16 protein-coding genes are annotated in these 14,276 nt (G+C 66.6%); 8 read left to right on the top strand and 8 right to left on the bottom strand.

Features of this window, described 5'->3' with window-relative positions:
• Nucleotides 1–86 precede the first annotated feature (86 nt).
• Genes C8J43_RS12230 through cobS form a run of 4 tightly spaced genes read left to right on the top strand, consistent with a single transcriptional unit; the run spans nt 87 to nt 2,780 of the window.
• Nucleotides 87–494, top strand: coding sequence for a DUF1636 domain-containing protein (locus tag C8J43_RS12230; RefSeq protein ID WP_133031134.1), 408 nt, complete (start codon nt 87–89; stop codon nt 492–494).
• Entirely contained in the window at nt 491–1,504 is a 1,014-nt protein-coding gene (cobT, locus tag C8J43_RS12235; protein WP_133031135.1) for a nicotinate-nucleotide--dimethylbenzimidazole phosphoribosyltransferase, read from the top strand. The genes C8J43_RS12230 and cobT overlap by 4 nt, the downstream gene beginning before the upstream one ends.
• Nucleotides 1,501–2,070, top strand: coding sequence for a histidine phosphatase family protein (locus C8J43_RS12240; protein WP_133031136.1), 570 nt, complete (start codon nt 1,501–1,503; stop codon nt 2,068–2,070). The genes cobT and C8J43_RS12240 overlap by 4 nt, the downstream gene beginning before the upstream one ends.
• Nucleotides 2,067–2,780: an adenosylcobinamide-GDP ribazoletransferase gene (gene cobS, locus C8J43_RS12245; RefSeq protein WP_133031137.1), complete on the top strand. Its 714-nt coding sequence runs from the start codon at nt 2,067–2,069 to the stop codon at nt 2,778–2,780. The genes C8J43_RS12240 and cobS overlap by 4 nt, the downstream gene beginning before the upstream one ends.
• On the opposite strand, the gene C8J43_RS12250 is transcribed toward cobS, so the two are convergent.
• The 3 genes from C8J43_RS12250 to C8J43_RS12260 are packed head-to-tail and all read right to left on the bottom strand — an operon-like array spanning nt 2,745 to nt 6,119.
• On the bottom strand, nt 2,745–4,214 hold the full coding sequence (locus C8J43_RS12250; RefSeq protein ID WP_133031138.1) for a cobyric acid synthase: 1,470 nt from the start codon (nt 4,212–4,214) through the stop codon (nt 2,745–2,747). The genes cobS and C8J43_RS12250 overlap by 36 nt on opposite strands.
• Nucleotides 4,202–5,140, bottom strand: a complete 939-nt coding sequence (gene cbiB / locus C8J43_RS12255; protein ID WP_133031139.1) for an adenosylcobinamide-phosphate synthase CbiB — start codon at nt 5,138–5,140, stop codon at nt 4,202–4,204. The genes C8J43_RS12250 and cbiB overlap by 13 nt, the downstream gene beginning before the upstream one ends.
• The gene (locus C8J43_RS12260; RefSeq protein ID WP_347812508.1) at nt 5,133–6,119 is read right to left on the bottom strand and encodes a threonine-phosphate decarboxylase; all 987 of its coding nucleotides are present in this window, start codon (nt 6,117–6,119) and stop codon (nt 5,133–5,135) included. Before C8J43_RS12260 ends, cbiB begins: the two co-directional genes overlap by 8 nt.
• An 89-nt stretch (nt 6,120–6,208) precedes the next feature.
• Between C8J43_RS12260 and cobU the strand changes: the two genes are divergently transcribed.
• Both cobU and C8J43_RS12270 read left to right on the top strand, forming a co-directional pair.
• Nucleotides 6,209–6,769, top strand: a complete 561-nt coding sequence (gene cobU / locus C8J43_RS12265) for a bifunctional adenosylcobinamide kinase/adenosylcobinamide-phosphate guanylyltransferase (RefSeq protein WP_279388832.1) — start codon at nt 6,209–6,211, stop codon at nt 6,767–6,769.
• Between the two features lie 336 nt (nt 6,770–7,105).
• Complete coding sequence (locus C8J43_RS12270; protein WP_121885060.1) at nt 7,106–7,843, top strand: Crp/Fnr family transcriptional regulator; 738 nt, start codon at nt 7,106–7,108, stop codon at nt 7,841–7,843.
• On the opposite strand, the gene C8J43_RS12275 is transcribed toward C8J43_RS12270, so the two are convergent.
• The 5 genes from C8J43_RS12275 to C8J43_RS12295 all read right to left on the bottom strand — a co-directional run bounded on the left by C8J43_RS12275 (nt 7,840) and on the right by C8J43_RS12295 (nt 11,860).
• Nucleotides 7,840–8,058 carry a hypothetical protein gene (locus C8J43_RS12275; protein ID WP_056049081.1) on the bottom strand — a complete coding sequence of 73 codons (219 nt, stop codon included), beginning with the start codon at nt 8,056–8,058 and terminating at the stop codon, nt 7,840–7,842. The genes C8J43_RS12270 and C8J43_RS12275 overlap by 4 nt on opposite strands.
• A 105-nt stretch (nt 8,059–8,163) precedes the next feature.
• Nucleotides 8,164–9,180, bottom strand: a complete 1,017-nt coding sequence (locus C8J43_RS12280; RefSeq protein WP_056049078.1) for an arginine N-succinyltransferase — start codon at nt 9,178–9,180, stop codon at nt 8,164–8,166.
• A complete protein-coding gene (locus tag C8J43_RS12285) occupies nt 9,177–10,382 on the bottom strand; it encodes a hydrolase (protein ID WP_133031141.1) in 1,206 nt (401 codons plus the stop codon). Before C8J43_RS12285 ends, C8J43_RS12280 begins: the two co-directional genes overlap by 4 nt.
• A gap of 40 nt (nt 10,383–10,422) precedes the next feature.
• Nucleotides 10,423–11,325: a DUF481 domain-containing protein gene (locus C8J43_RS12290; RefSeq protein WP_056049075.1), complete on the bottom strand. Its 903-nt coding sequence runs from the start codon at nt 11,323–11,325 to the stop codon at nt 10,423–10,425.
• A 52-nt stretch (nt 11,326–11,377) separates the two neighbouring features.
• Nucleotides 11,378–11,860: an RNA pyrophosphohydrolase gene (locus C8J43_RS12295; RefSeq protein WP_133031142.1), complete on the bottom strand. Its 483-nt coding sequence runs from the start codon at nt 11,858–11,860 to the stop codon at nt 11,378–11,380.
• A 75-nt stretch (nt 11,861–11,935) separates the two neighbouring features.
• Here C8J43_RS12295 and C8J43_RS12300 point away from each other — a divergent pair, with 75 nt between their 5' ends.
• Nucleotides 11,936–12,838 carry a histone deacetylase gene (locus C8J43_RS12300; protein ID WP_133031143.1) on the top strand — a complete coding sequence of 301 codons (903 nt, stop codon included), beginning with the start codon at nt 11,936–11,938 and terminating at the stop codon, nt 12,836–12,838.
• A 33-nt stretch (nt 12,839–12,871) separates the two neighbouring features.
• Complete coding sequence (locus C8J43_RS12305) at nt 12,872–14,233, top strand: deoxyribodipyrimidine photo-lyase (protein WP_133031144.1); 1,362 nt, start codon at nt 12,872–12,874, stop codon at nt 14,231–14,233.
• Nucleotides 14,234–14,276: the final 43 nt, after the last annotated feature.

Genomic DNA, 14,276 nt, shown 5'->3' on the forward strand with positions numbered 1-14,276 from the left:
TTTGCCCTTCGCGCGGCGCGATATCGACTGTCCGAAGGGGTTCCTATGCCAAGTTCACAACGTTCCAATACCGTACGGGACCGGACATGCTGAAGCCGGTCGAAGACGGCGTCGCGGTGGTCGCATGCAACACGTGTCGCCATTCCGCCGATGCCCGCGACGACGAGCACGGTCAGCGCGGCGGCGCGCGGCTCGTCAACGCATTGAAGTCGGTGCAGGCGAGCGATCCCGCCTATGCCGAGGTCGCGGTGCAAGAGATGCCGTGCCTGTTCGCGTGCCAGGATTTCTGCGCGATCCACCTCCGCGCACCCGCGAAAGTCGGCTATGTGCTCGGCCGGTTCGAGCCGACCGAAGACGCCGCGCGCGCGATCCTCGATTACGCGAGGCTCTACGGCGAGAGCGCGTTCGGGCAGGTGCCGTTCAAGCAATGGCCGCAGGGGGTGAAGGGCCATTTCATCACGCGTACGCCGCCCGCCGGCTTTGTCGTCGAATGACCGCGTTCGCTACGCCCGCTGCGTTTCTGGCGGCGTTGCGCGGTTTGCCGCAGGCCGACGCTGCCGCGCGATCCGCGGCGATCGCACGGCAGGGGGAACTGACCAAGCCACCGGGCTCGCTCGGAAGGCTGGAGGATATCGCGGTCTTCATGGCCGGCTGGCAGGGCAACCCGCTGCCCCGGCTCGATCGCGGGAGCGCGGTCGTGTTCGCGGGCAATCACGGCATCGTCGCGCGCGGGGTGAGCGCGTTTCCGGCTTCCGTCACAGCGCAGATGGTGGCCAATTTCGAGCATGGTGGTGCGGCGATCAACGCATTGTCGCGCGCGGCTGGCCTCGATCTCAAGATCGTGTCGCTCGACCTCGACCGGCCGACGGCGGATTTCACCGAAGCCCCGGCGATGTCGGAGGACGAGTGCCTTGCCGCGATCAACGCGGGCGCGGCGGCGGTCGCGGATGCGCCGGACCTTGTGGTGCTTGGCGAGATGGGCATCGGCAATTCCACCACCGCTGCGGCGCTGTGTCTGGCGAGCTTCGGCGGGTCGGCGAGCGACTGGGTCGGGCCGGGCACGGGGGTCGATGGCGAGGGTATTGGACGCAAGATCGCGGGCGTCGAGGCGGGAATCGCGTTGCACCGGGACGCGCTCATCACGCCGTTCGAGACCTTGCGACGGCTCGGAGGCCGCGAACTGGCGGCGATTGCGGGCGCTGTCGTGGCAGCGCGACTGGCGGGCGTACCGGTGATGCTCGATGGGTTCATCTGCTGTGCGGCGGTCGCGCCGTTGGCGGCGGCCTGTCCCGACATCCTCGCGCACTGCCTGGCCGGGCATGTCTCCGCCGAACCGGGGCATCGGCGTGTGCTGGAGCGCATGCGGCTCGAGCCACTCCTGTCACTCGGGATGCGGCTGGGGGAGGGCAGTGGGGCTGCGACCGCGACCTTGCTCGTCCGCGCGGCGCTCGCAGTGCATGCCGAGATGGCGACGTTCGCCGAGGCGGGCGTTTCGGCGGCGTGAGCGCGCACATGCTGTATCTGATGCGGCATGGCGCGCCTGCGGTGCCGGGGCGGTTGCTCGGGCGGACCGACGACCCGGCAACCGAAGCGGGGATCGCCGCCTGCGTCGCGCGGGCTGACGGCCTCGCGGTGGACCGGATCGAGGCGTCCGACCTGATCCGCGCGCGCGCTTGTGCGGAGGCGATCGGAGGCCCACGAGGTGTTCCGGTAGGAATCGATCCATGCTGGCGGGAACTCGATTTCGGCGCTTGGGACGGACTAGCTCCCGCGGCAATCGACTCCGCAGCGTTGTCCGCGTTCTACGATGATCCCGACGCGTCGCCGCCGCCCGACGGTGAACGCTGGTCCGCGATGCAAAGCCGTATCGCGCGCGCACTGGTGGAAATGCCGTCGGTCTCGACGCTGGTCGTGACGCATGGCGGCGCCATCCGGGCGGCACTCGCGGACTTGTGCGGGTTCGATCGGCGGCAGGTCTGGGCGTTCGATCTACCCTATGCCGCGCTTGTCTCGCTACGCATTTGGCCGGGCCAGACACGCACGGTGCAGATCGTCGGGCTGGCGACGTGACGCGGCTGATCGTCGCGTTCGGGTTCCTGACACGCTTGCCGATGCCGCGCGTCGACGTCGGCGCTGAGGATTTCGCGACGGCAATCCGCTTTTACCCGATCGTTGGCCTCGCGATCGGCGCGCTCGTTGCCGCGGCCGGCTGGATCGGTGCACTCGTCGATCCTTGGACGGGCGCCTGTGCCGCGCTGCTGACCTGGATCGCAGTTACTGGCGCGCTGCATCTCGACGGCCTTGCCGACCTCGCCGATGGTCTCGGCGCCGCGCATGGCGATCGGACACGGTTGCTCGCGGTCATGGCCGATCCGCATATCGGTAGCTTCGGTGTCGTCGCGATCGCCGGTCAGATGCTCGCCAAGCTCGTGCTGCTGCACGCAATAGGAATTGGCTGGCCGTTGATCCTCATACCGTTCGCCGCACGGATGGGACCGCTGGTCTGGGCAAGGCTGTTGCCGCCGCTGCGTCCCGGTGGCCTCGGCGCCGCCGTTGCGGGTGCAGTGCGCACGCGTGACCTTCTGGGATGGGCGCTGTTACTCACGCTTGCCGCCGTCGCGGTACCGACGCTCGTCGCCCTGCCGCTGCTCGTGCTCGGCGTCGCGACCTGGCTGCGGCGGACGCTCGGCGGTGTGACGGGCGATGCGCACGGCGCCGGGATCGAGATCGTCGAGACCGGGCTGCTAGTAGCGCTCGCGGTGGCCGGCGCGCTCGCTTAGCGCCAGCAGCGCGTCGAGATCGACATGACGTTCGAGCGTCGCGGCGATCGCATCGAGTGCGGCATCGATCGACGCACCGTGATCGGGCCCGCTGGCCTTGACGCCAAGCCGTGCGAGCCACGCCGCACGCTGCTCTGCGAGTGCGAGTAGACCGTGGATATAGCTCCCCGCCACCAGTCCGTCCGCACTCGTCGCGCCCTCGGGACTGCCATCGGCGCGGTGCCCGACCGGGCGCGCGGTTGCCGGCCCGGTCGTCGCGCCCATGTGCATCTCGTAACCCTCGAACGCCGCCTCCTGCGATCGGCCGCTAACCCGAACGAGCGTTTTGCGACCCGTAAGCACTGTGTCGACGTCGAGCAGCCCCAATCCGTCAACGCGCCCTGCCGGCCCCTCGATCCCGTCTGGATCGGCAATGGTGCGACCGAGCATCTGATAGCCGCCGCACAGCCCAAGCACCGGTTTGCCACGGCGATGATGCGCGCGGATATCGATGTCCCAGCCTTGCGCGCGAACGAAAGCGAGATCGGGGATGGTCGCCTTGGAGCCGGCAAGTATGATCATGTCGACGTCGGGGATCGGCGAGCCAGGCGGCACCATTATTAGAGCGACGCCGGGTTCGAGACGGAGCGGATCGAGGTCGTCGAAATTGGCGATCCGCGGTGTGATCGGGCAGGCTATCGTGACTTTGCGTTGGGTGCTGGCAGCGGGACGTTCGAGGATCACCGCATCCTCGCTCGGCAGCCGCACCGCGTCGGTCAGCCACGGCACGACACCGTACCCGCGCCATCCGCTGCGTGCCTCGATCGCGCGATAGCCATCGTCGAACAGCACAGGGTCGCCGCGGAACTTGTTGATCAGGAAGCCGTGGATCATCGCGGCGTCGGCCGGATCGATGACCGCGCGCGTGCCGACGATCGCCGCGATCACGCCGCCACGGTCGATGTCGCCGACCAGCACCACCGGTACATCGGCAGCGCGGGCGAACCCCATGTTGGCGATGTCGCTGGCGCGCAGGTTGATCTCCGCGGGGCTGCCCGCGCCTTCGACGACGACGAGATCGCAGCCGGCCGACAGTCGCTCGAAGCTGTCGAGCACGTCGACCAGCAGTCCTTCGCGTCCCTCCCGCCAGCGTGCGGCGGCGAGCGTACCACGGACCTGCCCGCGGACGATCAATTGCGAGGTGCGGTCGCCTTGCGGCTTGAGCAGTACCGGATTCATGTCGACGCTTGGCTCGACGCGGCACGCGATCGCCTGCGTTGCCTGCGCGCGCCCGATCTCGCCACCATCGGCGGTGACGGCGGCGTTGTTGGACATGTTCTGTGGCTTGAACGGGCGCACCGAGAGCCCTCGATTGGCGAACGCGCGACATAGCCCCGCAACCAGCACCGACTTGCCGACATCCGAGCCGGTTCCCTGGAGCATCAGAGCGCCCATGCAATCCCTCCGGCAATCACGATAAGAAGGACGCACACCCCGCGGTAGACGCCAAGCGCAGCGCGAAGATCGACCGCGGTGACGTCGCGGCGGCCATCGCCGATATAGGGTTTGGCAAGGGTCAGCCCGTCATAGGCGATCGGGCCGGCGAGGCGAAGTTCGAGTACGCCCGCCATCGCCGCCTCGGGCCAGCCGGCGTTGGGTGAGGCGTGATTGCCGGCGTCGCGCCACATCGTTCGCAACCCACCGAGCCCCGCAACGCAGACCAGGACGCCGCTAAGCCTTGCCGGGATAAGGTTGGCCAGATCGTCGGTGCGCGCGGCGGCCCAGCCGAACGCGCGCCAGCGGTCCTCGCGGTGACCGATCAGGCTGTCCGCCGTGTTGATCGCCTTGTACGCCCACAGCCCAGGGACGCCGGCCACGAGCAGCCAGAAGAGCGGTGCGACGACCCCATCGCAGAGGCTTTCCGCCAAGCTCTCGATCGCAGCGCTCGCGACGCCACTCTCGTCGAGCGATGCGACGTCGCGCCCGACGATCATCCCGACGCGGGATCGTGCGGCTGGGAGCTCGCCGGCTTCGAGCGCTATCGCACACGGTACGACGTGATCGTACAGGCTGCGGATCGCCAGCCCGGGCGCCGCCAGCAGGCCCAGCCCGAGCCATGCGAGCGGACCGAGCGCAAAGCGGGCAAGCGCGACGAGCGCCAGGGCGGTGGCAATCGTCACGCTGAGCAGCAGGACCAGCGCCAGAACGCCGGCGACGCGCCGTTTCGCGAACGACCACGACGCCCTGTTCCAGTTTGTCTCCGTATACCCGATAAGGCGGGCGAAGCCGCCTACGGGGTGGCCGGCCCGTGCGTAAAGCGCCGCTGGCCAACCGATCGCGATGTCCAGTACCAGAGCGACCAGAGCGACGGGTTCAGCCATGCGCGAGGGCCGCATCGAGGCGGGCGAATGCGGCATCGTCGCCCGGCACGCCCAGTCTCAGCCATCGCGGCGCATAATCGAAGCGGCGGGTTAGGATGCCGGCGTGCGCGAGACGCTCGAATATCGCGTCGGCCGCATCGTGTTCGACCAGACGAAACAGCGGGCATTCGCCCGATGCGACGATGCCATGACCACACAGGAGCGCGTCGAGGCGATCGGCGCGCGCACCAATCGATCGGCGCGCCTGGGTTTGCCAAGCGGTATCAGGATAGGCCGCGCAGCCATAGGCGATCGCCTGCGCGGATACGGGCCAGCTTCCCAGCCTGCGGCGCATCGCAGTCGCGAGATCGACCGGCGCGATCATGAAGCCCAGGCGGAGCCCGGCGAGCCCGAAAAACTTGCCGAACGAGCGGAACACGACCGCGCGGTCGTCGGCGGTGAGATGCGGCACGATGCTGGTCTCGGGCACGACATCGGCAAACGCCTCGTCAACGACCAGCCACACGCCGCGTCGGGCGAGGCCAACGAGGCGCTCGGGCGCATCGCGCCGGCCATCGGGATTGTTGGGGTTCGCGAGCAACACGGTCCCGGTCGTCACGCCGTCGATCGCCGCGCGGTCGATACACTGGGGATTCGCGAAAGCCTCTGCATGCGTGCCGTAACTCGGGACGACGACCCGGAGCGGGGAGGGGAGGTCGAGCGCGTCCAGCGACCGCAGCCCGATCTCGCTGCCCGGCAGCGCGACGACGCGGTCAGGGGTGGTGCCGAATGTATCCGCTGCTACGGCCTCGAGTTCGAGCAGCGCATCGGGCGAAGGGAGCGCGTGCGTATCGACCTCGATCCAGGAGGGCGGCAACCAGGGTCGGGGATTGATCCCGGTCGACAGATCCAGCCACGGCCGCGGCGCGTCGGGATAAAGCCGCGCGGCAATATCGACCCTTCCTCCATGAACGCGCAGTGCCGACATATCATCTTTCACACGATCAGACGGGCTTTCGCTTGATCTTCCCGGCGTCATCGTCATTCCGCTGACGCGCCGCAAGCGCGAAGGGGTGTGAAATGTATTCAGTGGACGCGTCGTTCGGCAAAACGCTGTTGGTCCTGGGGGGCGCGCGCTCGGGCAAGAGTCGCCATGCGCAGGCGATGGCCGAACAGGCCGCCGCACAGGGCGGTGATCTGGTCTATGTCGCGACGGCGCAAGCCTTTGACGACGAGATGGTCGATCGTATCGTCCGTCATCGCGCGGACCGCGACGCGCGCTGGCGAACCGTGGAAGCGCCGATCGCGCTATCGGAGGCGCTGGCGAACGCCGATGGCGCGGCCAGCGTCATCGTGGTCGACTGTCTGACGCTCTGGATGACGAACCTTCTGCTCGGCGACCACGATATCGAGGCGCGAACCATCGACTTGCTGGCGGTCATCGGCAGCATGCGGGGCCGGGCGGTGTTCGTGTCGAACGAGGTGGGGATGGGCATCGTCCCTGATAATGCCCTTGCCCGGCGGTTCCGCGACGAAGCCGGCCGGCTGCATCAGCGCCTCGCTGCGCAGGTCGACTCGGTCGATATGGTATTCGCGGGGCTGGTCCAGCGATGGAAGGGCGTTTCTCCCGCGCAATCATTTCATCGATAATCCACGATTTTTCAGGCTAAATAATCTGATCGAAATCGTGACGCCCTCACCGAAAATGGAGCCCGAATAAGGGCTGTGTGTCGTGATATATCGCGCTTAAATTTCATAGTCCCACGATTATCGTAACAGCGATTTTCCACGATAATTCGATCTAATCAGAAAGAATATTCACACCGCCCCGCGCGATATTTATTTTGGTAATATTTATATTTCGTAAGATATGTGTGAATAGCGGGCGTCCTTCTATGTTATTATCGTTTATCGTCAGCCGACGCTTGGGCTCTGACGACCGAGAGAGGCTTGTGCTCCCGCCCCGATTTTTGCGGGAATACGTTTATGAGTTCAACCTCCGGACCGCTGTCGCTGTTGGTCCGCAAACTCGAGACGCACGCGGTCCTCGATGCCGCCGATCGGTCGGCGCTGCTCGCGCTTCCCTACACCTGCCGGACCTACGAGGCCTCGTCGTATCTGGTGCGCGAGGGCGATGCGCCGGCGCAATGCGCGGTGTTGTTGACGGGGTTCGCCTATCGCCAGAAACTCACGGGGTCGGGCATGCGACAGATCGTGTCGATGCACATTCCGGGCGAGGCGCTCGATTTCCAGCACCTCTTTCTAGATGTCGCGGATCACAACGTCCAGACGCTGACCCGTGCGGACGTCGCGACGATCCCGCGGACCGCGCTGCGCGAACTGGCACGGTCGCGCGCGTCGATCGGAAATGCGATCTTCATCAACACGCTGGTCGAGGCGTCGATTTTTCGCGAATGGATCCTGAACGTGGGCCGCCGCGATGCACGGTCACGGCTGGCACACTTCCTTTGCGAGTTTGCGATCCGCCTCGATATGCAGGGGCTGACGGGGCCCGAGGGCTATGAATTGCCGATGAGCCAGGAGCAGCTGGGCGATGCGCTGGGTTTGACCGCGGTGCATGTAAACCGGACGATCAAGTCGCTCGAATCCGATGGGCTGATCTCGCGAAACCGACGCCGGATCAGCTTTCCGCGCTGGGATGCGTTGCGCGAACTCGCCGATTTCTCGACGCGCTATCTGCACCTGTCCCAGCAGCGCGGTTAACGATCGCGCGACGGGTCCACCGAGTCGATCAACCGCCCGCCGGCCATGAAGACCGCGATGGGGCAGGCTGCGAACAACAGCCAGCCGCCATAGCCCGGGTATTGCTGGAGGTAATGCATCCCGCGCTCGACCGCTCCGAGCCCCAGCCCGTAGATGACGAGGAACGCCTCGAACTTGGTCTTGACGACGAACAGACGGGCGAATTTGGTCCACATGTCGCGAAACTAGCAAGAGCCGTGCCAGTGGCGAAATTCTGCCGATCCCGACTGTACCCAGATGGTTAACTGTAAGTTAACCCGACGGATCTTGGTCGTCGCGGGTCAGATTCGGCTGACGTGCAGGACCGTATCGCCTTCGCCGATCGCTAGCACGTCGGCGCAGTCTCGGGCCAAGATGATCCCGTCGTCAGCATCGCGCACGTCGCCGAAAGCTGCACGGAAATCAGCGAGGTGCCCGGTAGCGACGAGATCCTGCTCGCCGCCGCCGCCATCTATCGCGGCAATCCGGCTCTGACGCGCTTCGGCGATGGTGCGGACCCGGTCGGTGCGCGCGGTCATGGTCGGGCCACCGTCGAAGATGTCGACATAGTTTTCGAACGCGAAGCCTTCGTTCTCGAGCATCCGCATCGCCGCACGACCTGAAGGGTGTGGCAAGCCGATCGCGGCGCGCGCGCTTTCGGTGAGCATCGCGGTGTAGATCGGGTGCTTGGGCATCAGGTCGGCGATGAACTGGTGGCCGTTGATCGCGTTGAACTGATCCGCGTCCTGGAAATTCATCCCGAAGAACCGCCCGGCGAGACCGTCCCAGAACGGCGAGCCGCCCGCTTCGTCGATCACGCCGCGCAGTTCGGCGAGGATGCGGTCGGCAAAGCGCGCGCGGTGCATCTTGATGAACAGATAGCGGCTGCGGGCGAGCAACAGGCCGAGGCCACCGGCGCGTTCGCCGGGATGGAGGAACAGCCCGCCGACTTCGCTCGCGCCCTCGAGGTCGGTGGCGAGCGTCAGCATATCGGCGCGGAACGTGCGGTTCAACTCGCGGCTGTGCTGCGTCAGCTGGCCGATCCGGTAGCTGTAGAACGGGTAGCTCTGGCCGACCTGCGTGAAGATCTGGCAGGTCCCGCGGACCTCCTTCGTCGCGACATTCTCTAGCACCAGCACGAACAGTTCGTCCTGGACCGGGCCGTCGGTGCGCGCGAAGGCTGCGTGGCTGCGTTCGAGCTTGGCGGTCAGCGCGCGCCGATCGGGGGGCAGGTTGGTGAATCCGCCGCCCGTGAGCTTGGCCATTTCGTAGAGATGCTGGAGGTCGTCGTCGACCGCGGCCCGGATCCTGAAGCTCACAAGCGGCCCTCCGCTATACGCATTATGGTGACGGCCGACAGCGCCGCGCGCTCGGCCAGACTGTCGGGAATCATGAACTCGTCCACCGAATGGATCGCGCCGCCGCGGACGCCCATCGTGTCGACGACCGGCACGCCCGCCGCGGCGATGTTGTTGCCGTCGCAGACGCCACCGGTTGCCTTCCACGCGATGTCGAGGCCCAGATCGCTGCCGGAACCCTTCACCAGCTCGAACAATCGCGCGGCGCCGGCATCGATCGGTTTGGGTGGGCGGTTGAAACCGCCATGAACCTCGATCCGGACGTCGTGCTCTGCAGCGACCATCGCGACCGCGGACTCGATATGCGATTGCGCGCGCGCGATCTCGTCGAGCGTCGCGGGGCGGAAGTTGATGCGGAGGATGGCGAGGTCGGGGACGACGTTGTTGGGTCCACCGCCCTCGATCCGTGCCGGGTTGACCGCCAGACGCGGACCGCGGACCTTCGCCAGCCGCACCGCGATATCGGCGGCGGCGACGATCGCGTTGCGGCCATCGTCTGGGTTGCGGCCGGCGTGCGCGCTGCGGCCGCGGACGATGATCGAGAAATTGCCGGTACCGCCGCGCGCGCCCGCCAGCGTGCCGTCGGCGAGCGCGGGTTCGTAGGTGAGCGCTGCCACCTTTCCCTTCGCGGCGCTGGCGAGCAGCGCGGCAGACGAGAAGGAGCCGGTCTCCTCGTCCGAGTTGATCACCACGTCGTAACCGATCCGCGCTGCTGCCGGGCTCGCCTCGACCGCGGTGAGCGCGGCGAGCATCACCGCGAGTCCACCCTTCATGTCTGCGACACCGGGACCGTTGAGACTGCCATCGTCCAGCCAGCGAAGCGACTGGAACGCATGATCGATCGGATAGACCGTATCCATGTGGCCGGTGAACAGCATCCGCACCGGCGCGTCAGGCCTGACCACCAGATGCAGATGCTTGCCGTGCTGGAGCATGGATACGACGCCGTCCGATCCGACGCTGTCGACCGGGGTCGGCTCGACCAGCGTGACCTCGCCCGGCAATCGCGCGAAGGCGTCGCCGAGCAGGCCCGCCATTGCCGCCAGCCCCGCCAGATTGCGCGTGCCGCTGTTCACCGCCGCCCAGGCCTCGACCTGCGCGAGCATCGGTGCCGCGCGCGCCGCGTCCACGGCGTCGCGCTCGATATTGGAAAGTCCCCTCATCATGCGACCCTAGCGGGGCCGGACGTGCGAGGGAACAGCGTCAGAAACTGTAGACCAGCGAGGCGCGGCTGGTGGTGTCGGTCGAGACCGAGCCGATCGGGGGCTCGCTTTCATACTGGACGTTGTACGACAGTGCGGCGGACAGCGGGCCGATCAGCTTGGCGGTCAGCGCGGTCGTGCCGCTTAGCGTGCTGTTGTAGCGCTGGACATAGGCGGACGCGACCTGGCTGACCGACAGACCGCTGAGGATCCGGATGCTGAAGTTCGCGGTGCCGCGCGCGGCGATGCTGCTCTGCTCGGTATTGTCGGTGAATTCGGTGTAGCGATATGCCGGCCCGAGCTCGAGATCGAGCTTGGTCCCGGCGGTCTTGATCACGCTGTAACCGGCACCGACCGACGTAGAATAGCGGTTGAAATAGCCGAGGAACCGGTCGCCTTCATACTGCGCGACGCCGTAGATATAGGCGCGTTCGTCGATCTTGTAGTTGGGCTCGTACGAGGCGAGGTAGTGCTCGCGCGTCGTGATGTTGAGATTTTCCTGATAATCGGCCTGGGCGTGGAATTTCTGACGCCAGCGCAGGCCTTCGCGGGCGAGATCGATCACCGCGGTGCCGCCCGCCGTGTTCGAATTGCCGGTCGTCAGATAGCCGCCGACCTCCGCCTTGCCGCTCCAAAGGTCGAGAAAGCTGGCCTGGCGGATCACCTGGGTACGCTGTTCGGCGCGATCCGCCTTCCACTTTTCCGCGACCGCGAGCACCGCGTCGCCGCTGAGCGGATCGGCGGCGCGTGCGTATTTCGCGATCGTCGCGACGTCGGCCTCGTTGCCCGCCTCCAGCGCGGCGTCGAGCATCGCGCGGATCGTCTCGGGAATCATCACCGATTGCGGATCGGGCGCGTTGGCAAGCAACAGCGGGGCGAGGATGAGGCAGAGTAAGCGACGCACGCCGGTTTCCGTAACGGCCGCGCAACCGATTGGGAACTGCGCGGAGAAGCTATTATGCGCCGAGATGTGGCGCGAAGGCGGCGAGTACCTGTTCGTAGAGCGCCTTCTTGAACGGGACGATCAGCCGCGGCAGATCGGCGGGATCGCTCCAGCGCCACGCGCGAAACTCTTCGTGGTCGGTGGCGATGTTCACGTCGGCGTCGGTGCCGAGGAAGCGGTACAGGAACCAGCGCTGCGTCTGGCCGCGCCATTTGCCTTTCCAAACTTTCCCCAGCAGTTCGGGGGGGAGGTCGTAGACGAACTCGCCGGGCGCTTCGGCGATCAGTTCGACCTTGTCCGGGATCACGCCGGTTTCCTCGCCGAGTTCGCGCAGCGCGGCGGCTTCGGCGTCCTCGCCGGGGTCGATCCCGCCCTGCGGCATCTGCCATGCCTCCAGCGGCGAATCGTTGCGCTGGCCGACGAAGATCTTCCCCTCCGCGTTCATGAGCATGATGCCGGCGCAGGGACGGTAGGGCAGGGTCGAAACGTCGGTCAAAAAAAGTCTCCGCAACGCAGGGGCTTGGGGCTCGGGCAACTTGGGGGTCGGCAGGCGCGCTCCTACCTACGGAGCATGATCCATGTCGTCCACCATCCCGACTATGTCACGCCAGCGCCGGCGCGCTCGACCTATCGCTGGAACAAGAACGGACTGATCCGCGACCTGCTGCTCGAAAAGGGCGATGCTGTCGCGTGGCACCGCGCCGAAACGACGCCGACTGCCTGGCTGGAGGCGGTGCATGACGAGGATTACGTCGCCGAGGTGCTCCGCGCGGACGTGCCGAAGGAGAAGGAGCGGCGGATCGGGTTTCCGGTGACGGCGGCAGTGGCGTTGCGCGCGGCGATCGTCCCGCACGGGACATGGCTCGCGGCATGTCTCGCGCTGGAACACGGGTTTGCGGCGAATACGGCGGGCGGGAGCCATCATGCGCTGGCGAACACCGGCGCGGGGTTCTGTGTGTTCAACGATCTCGCGGTGGCAGCGGCGCGGCTGATCGACGAGCGGCGCGTGGCGCGCGTGCTTGTGGTCGATTGCGACGTGCATCAGGGCGACGGGACCGCGGCGCTGCTCGCTGGGCGGCCGGAGATCGCAACCTACTCGATCCATGCGGAGAAGAATTTTCCGGTGCGGAAGGCGCGTTCGACGGTCGACGTGCCGTTGCCGGACAAGGTCGGCGACGAGGCGTATGTGGCGACGCTGGAGACGACCCTAGTGCCTTTGCTCGACGAGTTCCGGCCGGAGCTGATCCTCTACCAAGCTGGCGTGGATCCGTTCGAGGGCGATCGGCTCGGGCGGTTGGCGCTGACCTTGGATGGTCTGGCAAGGCGGGAGCGGCTCGTCGCTGGCCTTGCGATCGCGCGCGGCGTGCCGCTCGCAAGCACCGTAGGCGGTGGTTACGGCGAGGATGCGCTCGCGATCGCCGAGCGGCACGTGGCGGCAATCATGACGCTGGGGGAATCTTTCGCAGCGGCGTGATGCTGGATCGCGGGTTGCTGCGTTGGGGATGCGATGACGACACCTGTTCTTCTCTGGCTGCGCCAGGACCTCCGCCTTCACGATCACCCCGCGCTGATCGCCGCCGCGCATGCCGGGCCGGTGATCCCGGTCTACGTGCTCGACGACGACGCGCCGGGGAAATGGACAATGGGCGGCGCTCAGCGGTGGTGGCTGCATCACACGCTCGACTCGTTTGCCAAGTCGCTGGCGGACAAGGGATCGAAGCTGGTCCTGCGACGCGGCGATGCGGTCGAGGTGTTGACGGCGCTGATGGAGGAAATCGGTGCCGAGGAGGTGCATGCGATCCGGCATTACGAGCCTTGGTGGCGGAAGGCCGAAGCAGCGCTTGGCGATCGGCTGTGCCTGCATGACGGTAACCATCTTGCCCGCGTCGAGGATGTGAAGACGGGGTCGGGCGGGCAGTTCAAGGTGTATTCCTCGTTCTGGAAGGCGCTGAACCAGATGATGCCCCCGGGCGATCCCGAGCCCGCGCCGCGGACGATCCCGGAGCCGTCGAAGTGGCCGAAGAGCGAGACGCTGGCGGAGTGGGATTTGCTGCCAACCAAGCCGGACTGGTCGACCGGGTTCGGCGATTGGACGCCGGGTGAGGCGCAGGCGTTGAAGAACGCGAAGGCGATGGCGCCGATCGTCGAAGCCTATGACGTCGATCGCAACATGCCGTCGATCGAGGGCACCTCGCGCCTGTCGCCCCATCTCCATTTCGGCGAGATCTCGCCGCGTGCGGTGTGGCATGCTGTCGATGGTCACGGTGACGCGACGACGTTCCGCAAGGAACTGGCGTGGCGCGATTTCACCGATGGCGTCGTGCTGACGATGCCGGACTACGGCGATACGAACGGGCGGCCGAAGTTCGATAAGCTGCCCTGGCGCTCGGGCAAGGAGGCCGAGGCGGACCTGAAGGCGTGGCAGGAGGGCAAGACCGGCTATCCGATCGTCGATGCCGGGATGCGCCAGCTCCGGGCGACCGGCTGGATGCACAACCGCGTGCGGATGATCACGGCGAGCTTCCTGGTGAAGCATCTGCTGATCGACTGGCGCGAGGGCGAGCGCTGGTTCTGGGATTGCCTGGTCGATGCGGATTACGGGAATAACTCGGTGAACTGGCAGTGGGTCGCCGGGACCGGGGTGGATTCGAACATGTTCGGGCGGATCATGGCGCCGCTGACGCAGTCGGAGAAGTTCGATGCGGGGGACTATATTCGCGAATGGGTGCCGGAACTGGCGAAGGTGACCGGCGAAGCGATTCATGATCCGGAGGAGTCTGGCCGCCGCCCGAAGGCGTATCCGGCGAAGATCGTCGGCCACCGCGAAGGCCGCGAGCGGGCGCTCGAGGCTGGGCGGCAGGCACGGTAGCGTCGCATCTGCTCCCCTCCCTGGAAGGGAGGGGCCGGGGGTG

It is taken from the genome of Sphingomonas sp. PP-CE-1G-424, assembly GCF_004341085.1.
Lineage (GTDB): Bacteria > Pseudomonadota > Alphaproteobacteria > Sphingomonadales > Sphingomonadaceae > Sphingomonas.

What these genes read in the sequence shown, in the direction of transcription:
- C8J43_RS12230 (WP_133031134.1), top strand. Translation starts at nt 87, where the DNA reads ATGCTGAAGCCGGTCGAAGACGGCGTCGCGGTGGTCGCATGCAACACG.
- cobT (WP_133031135.1), top strand. Translation starts at nt 491, where the DNA reads ATGACCGCGTTCGCTACGCCCGCTGCGTTTCTGGCGGCGTTGCGCGGT.
- C8J43_RS12250 (WP_133031138.1), bottom strand. Translation starts at nt 4,214, where the DNA reads ATGGGCGCTCTGATGCTCCAGGGAACCGGCTCGGATGTCGGCAAGTCG.
- cbiB (WP_133031139.1), bottom strand. Translation starts at nt 5,140, where the DNA reads ATGGCTGAACCCGTCGCTCTGGTCGCTCTGGTACTGGACATCGCGATC.
- C8J43_RS12270 (WP_121885060.1), top strand. Translation starts at nt 7,106, where the DNA reads ATGAGTTCAACCTCCGGACCGCTGTCGCTGTTGGTCCGCAAACTCGAG.
- C8J43_RS12275 (WP_056049081.1), bottom strand. Translation starts at nt 8,058, where the DNA reads ATGTGGACCAAATTCGCCCGTCTGTTCGTCGTCAAGACCAAGTTCGAG.
- C8J43_RS12285 (WP_133031141.1), bottom strand. Translation starts at nt 10,382, where the DNA reads ATGAGGGGACTTTCCAATATCGAGCGCGACGCCGTGGACGCGGCGCGC.
- C8J43_RS12300 (WP_133031143.1), top strand. Translation starts at nt 11,936, where the DNA reads ATGATCCATGTCGTCCACCATCCCGACTATGTCACGCCAGCGCCGGCG.
- C8J43_RS12305 (WP_133031144.1), top strand. Translation starts at nt 12,872, where the DNA reads ATGACGACACCTGTTCTTCTCTGGCTGCGCCAGGACCTCCGCCTTCAC.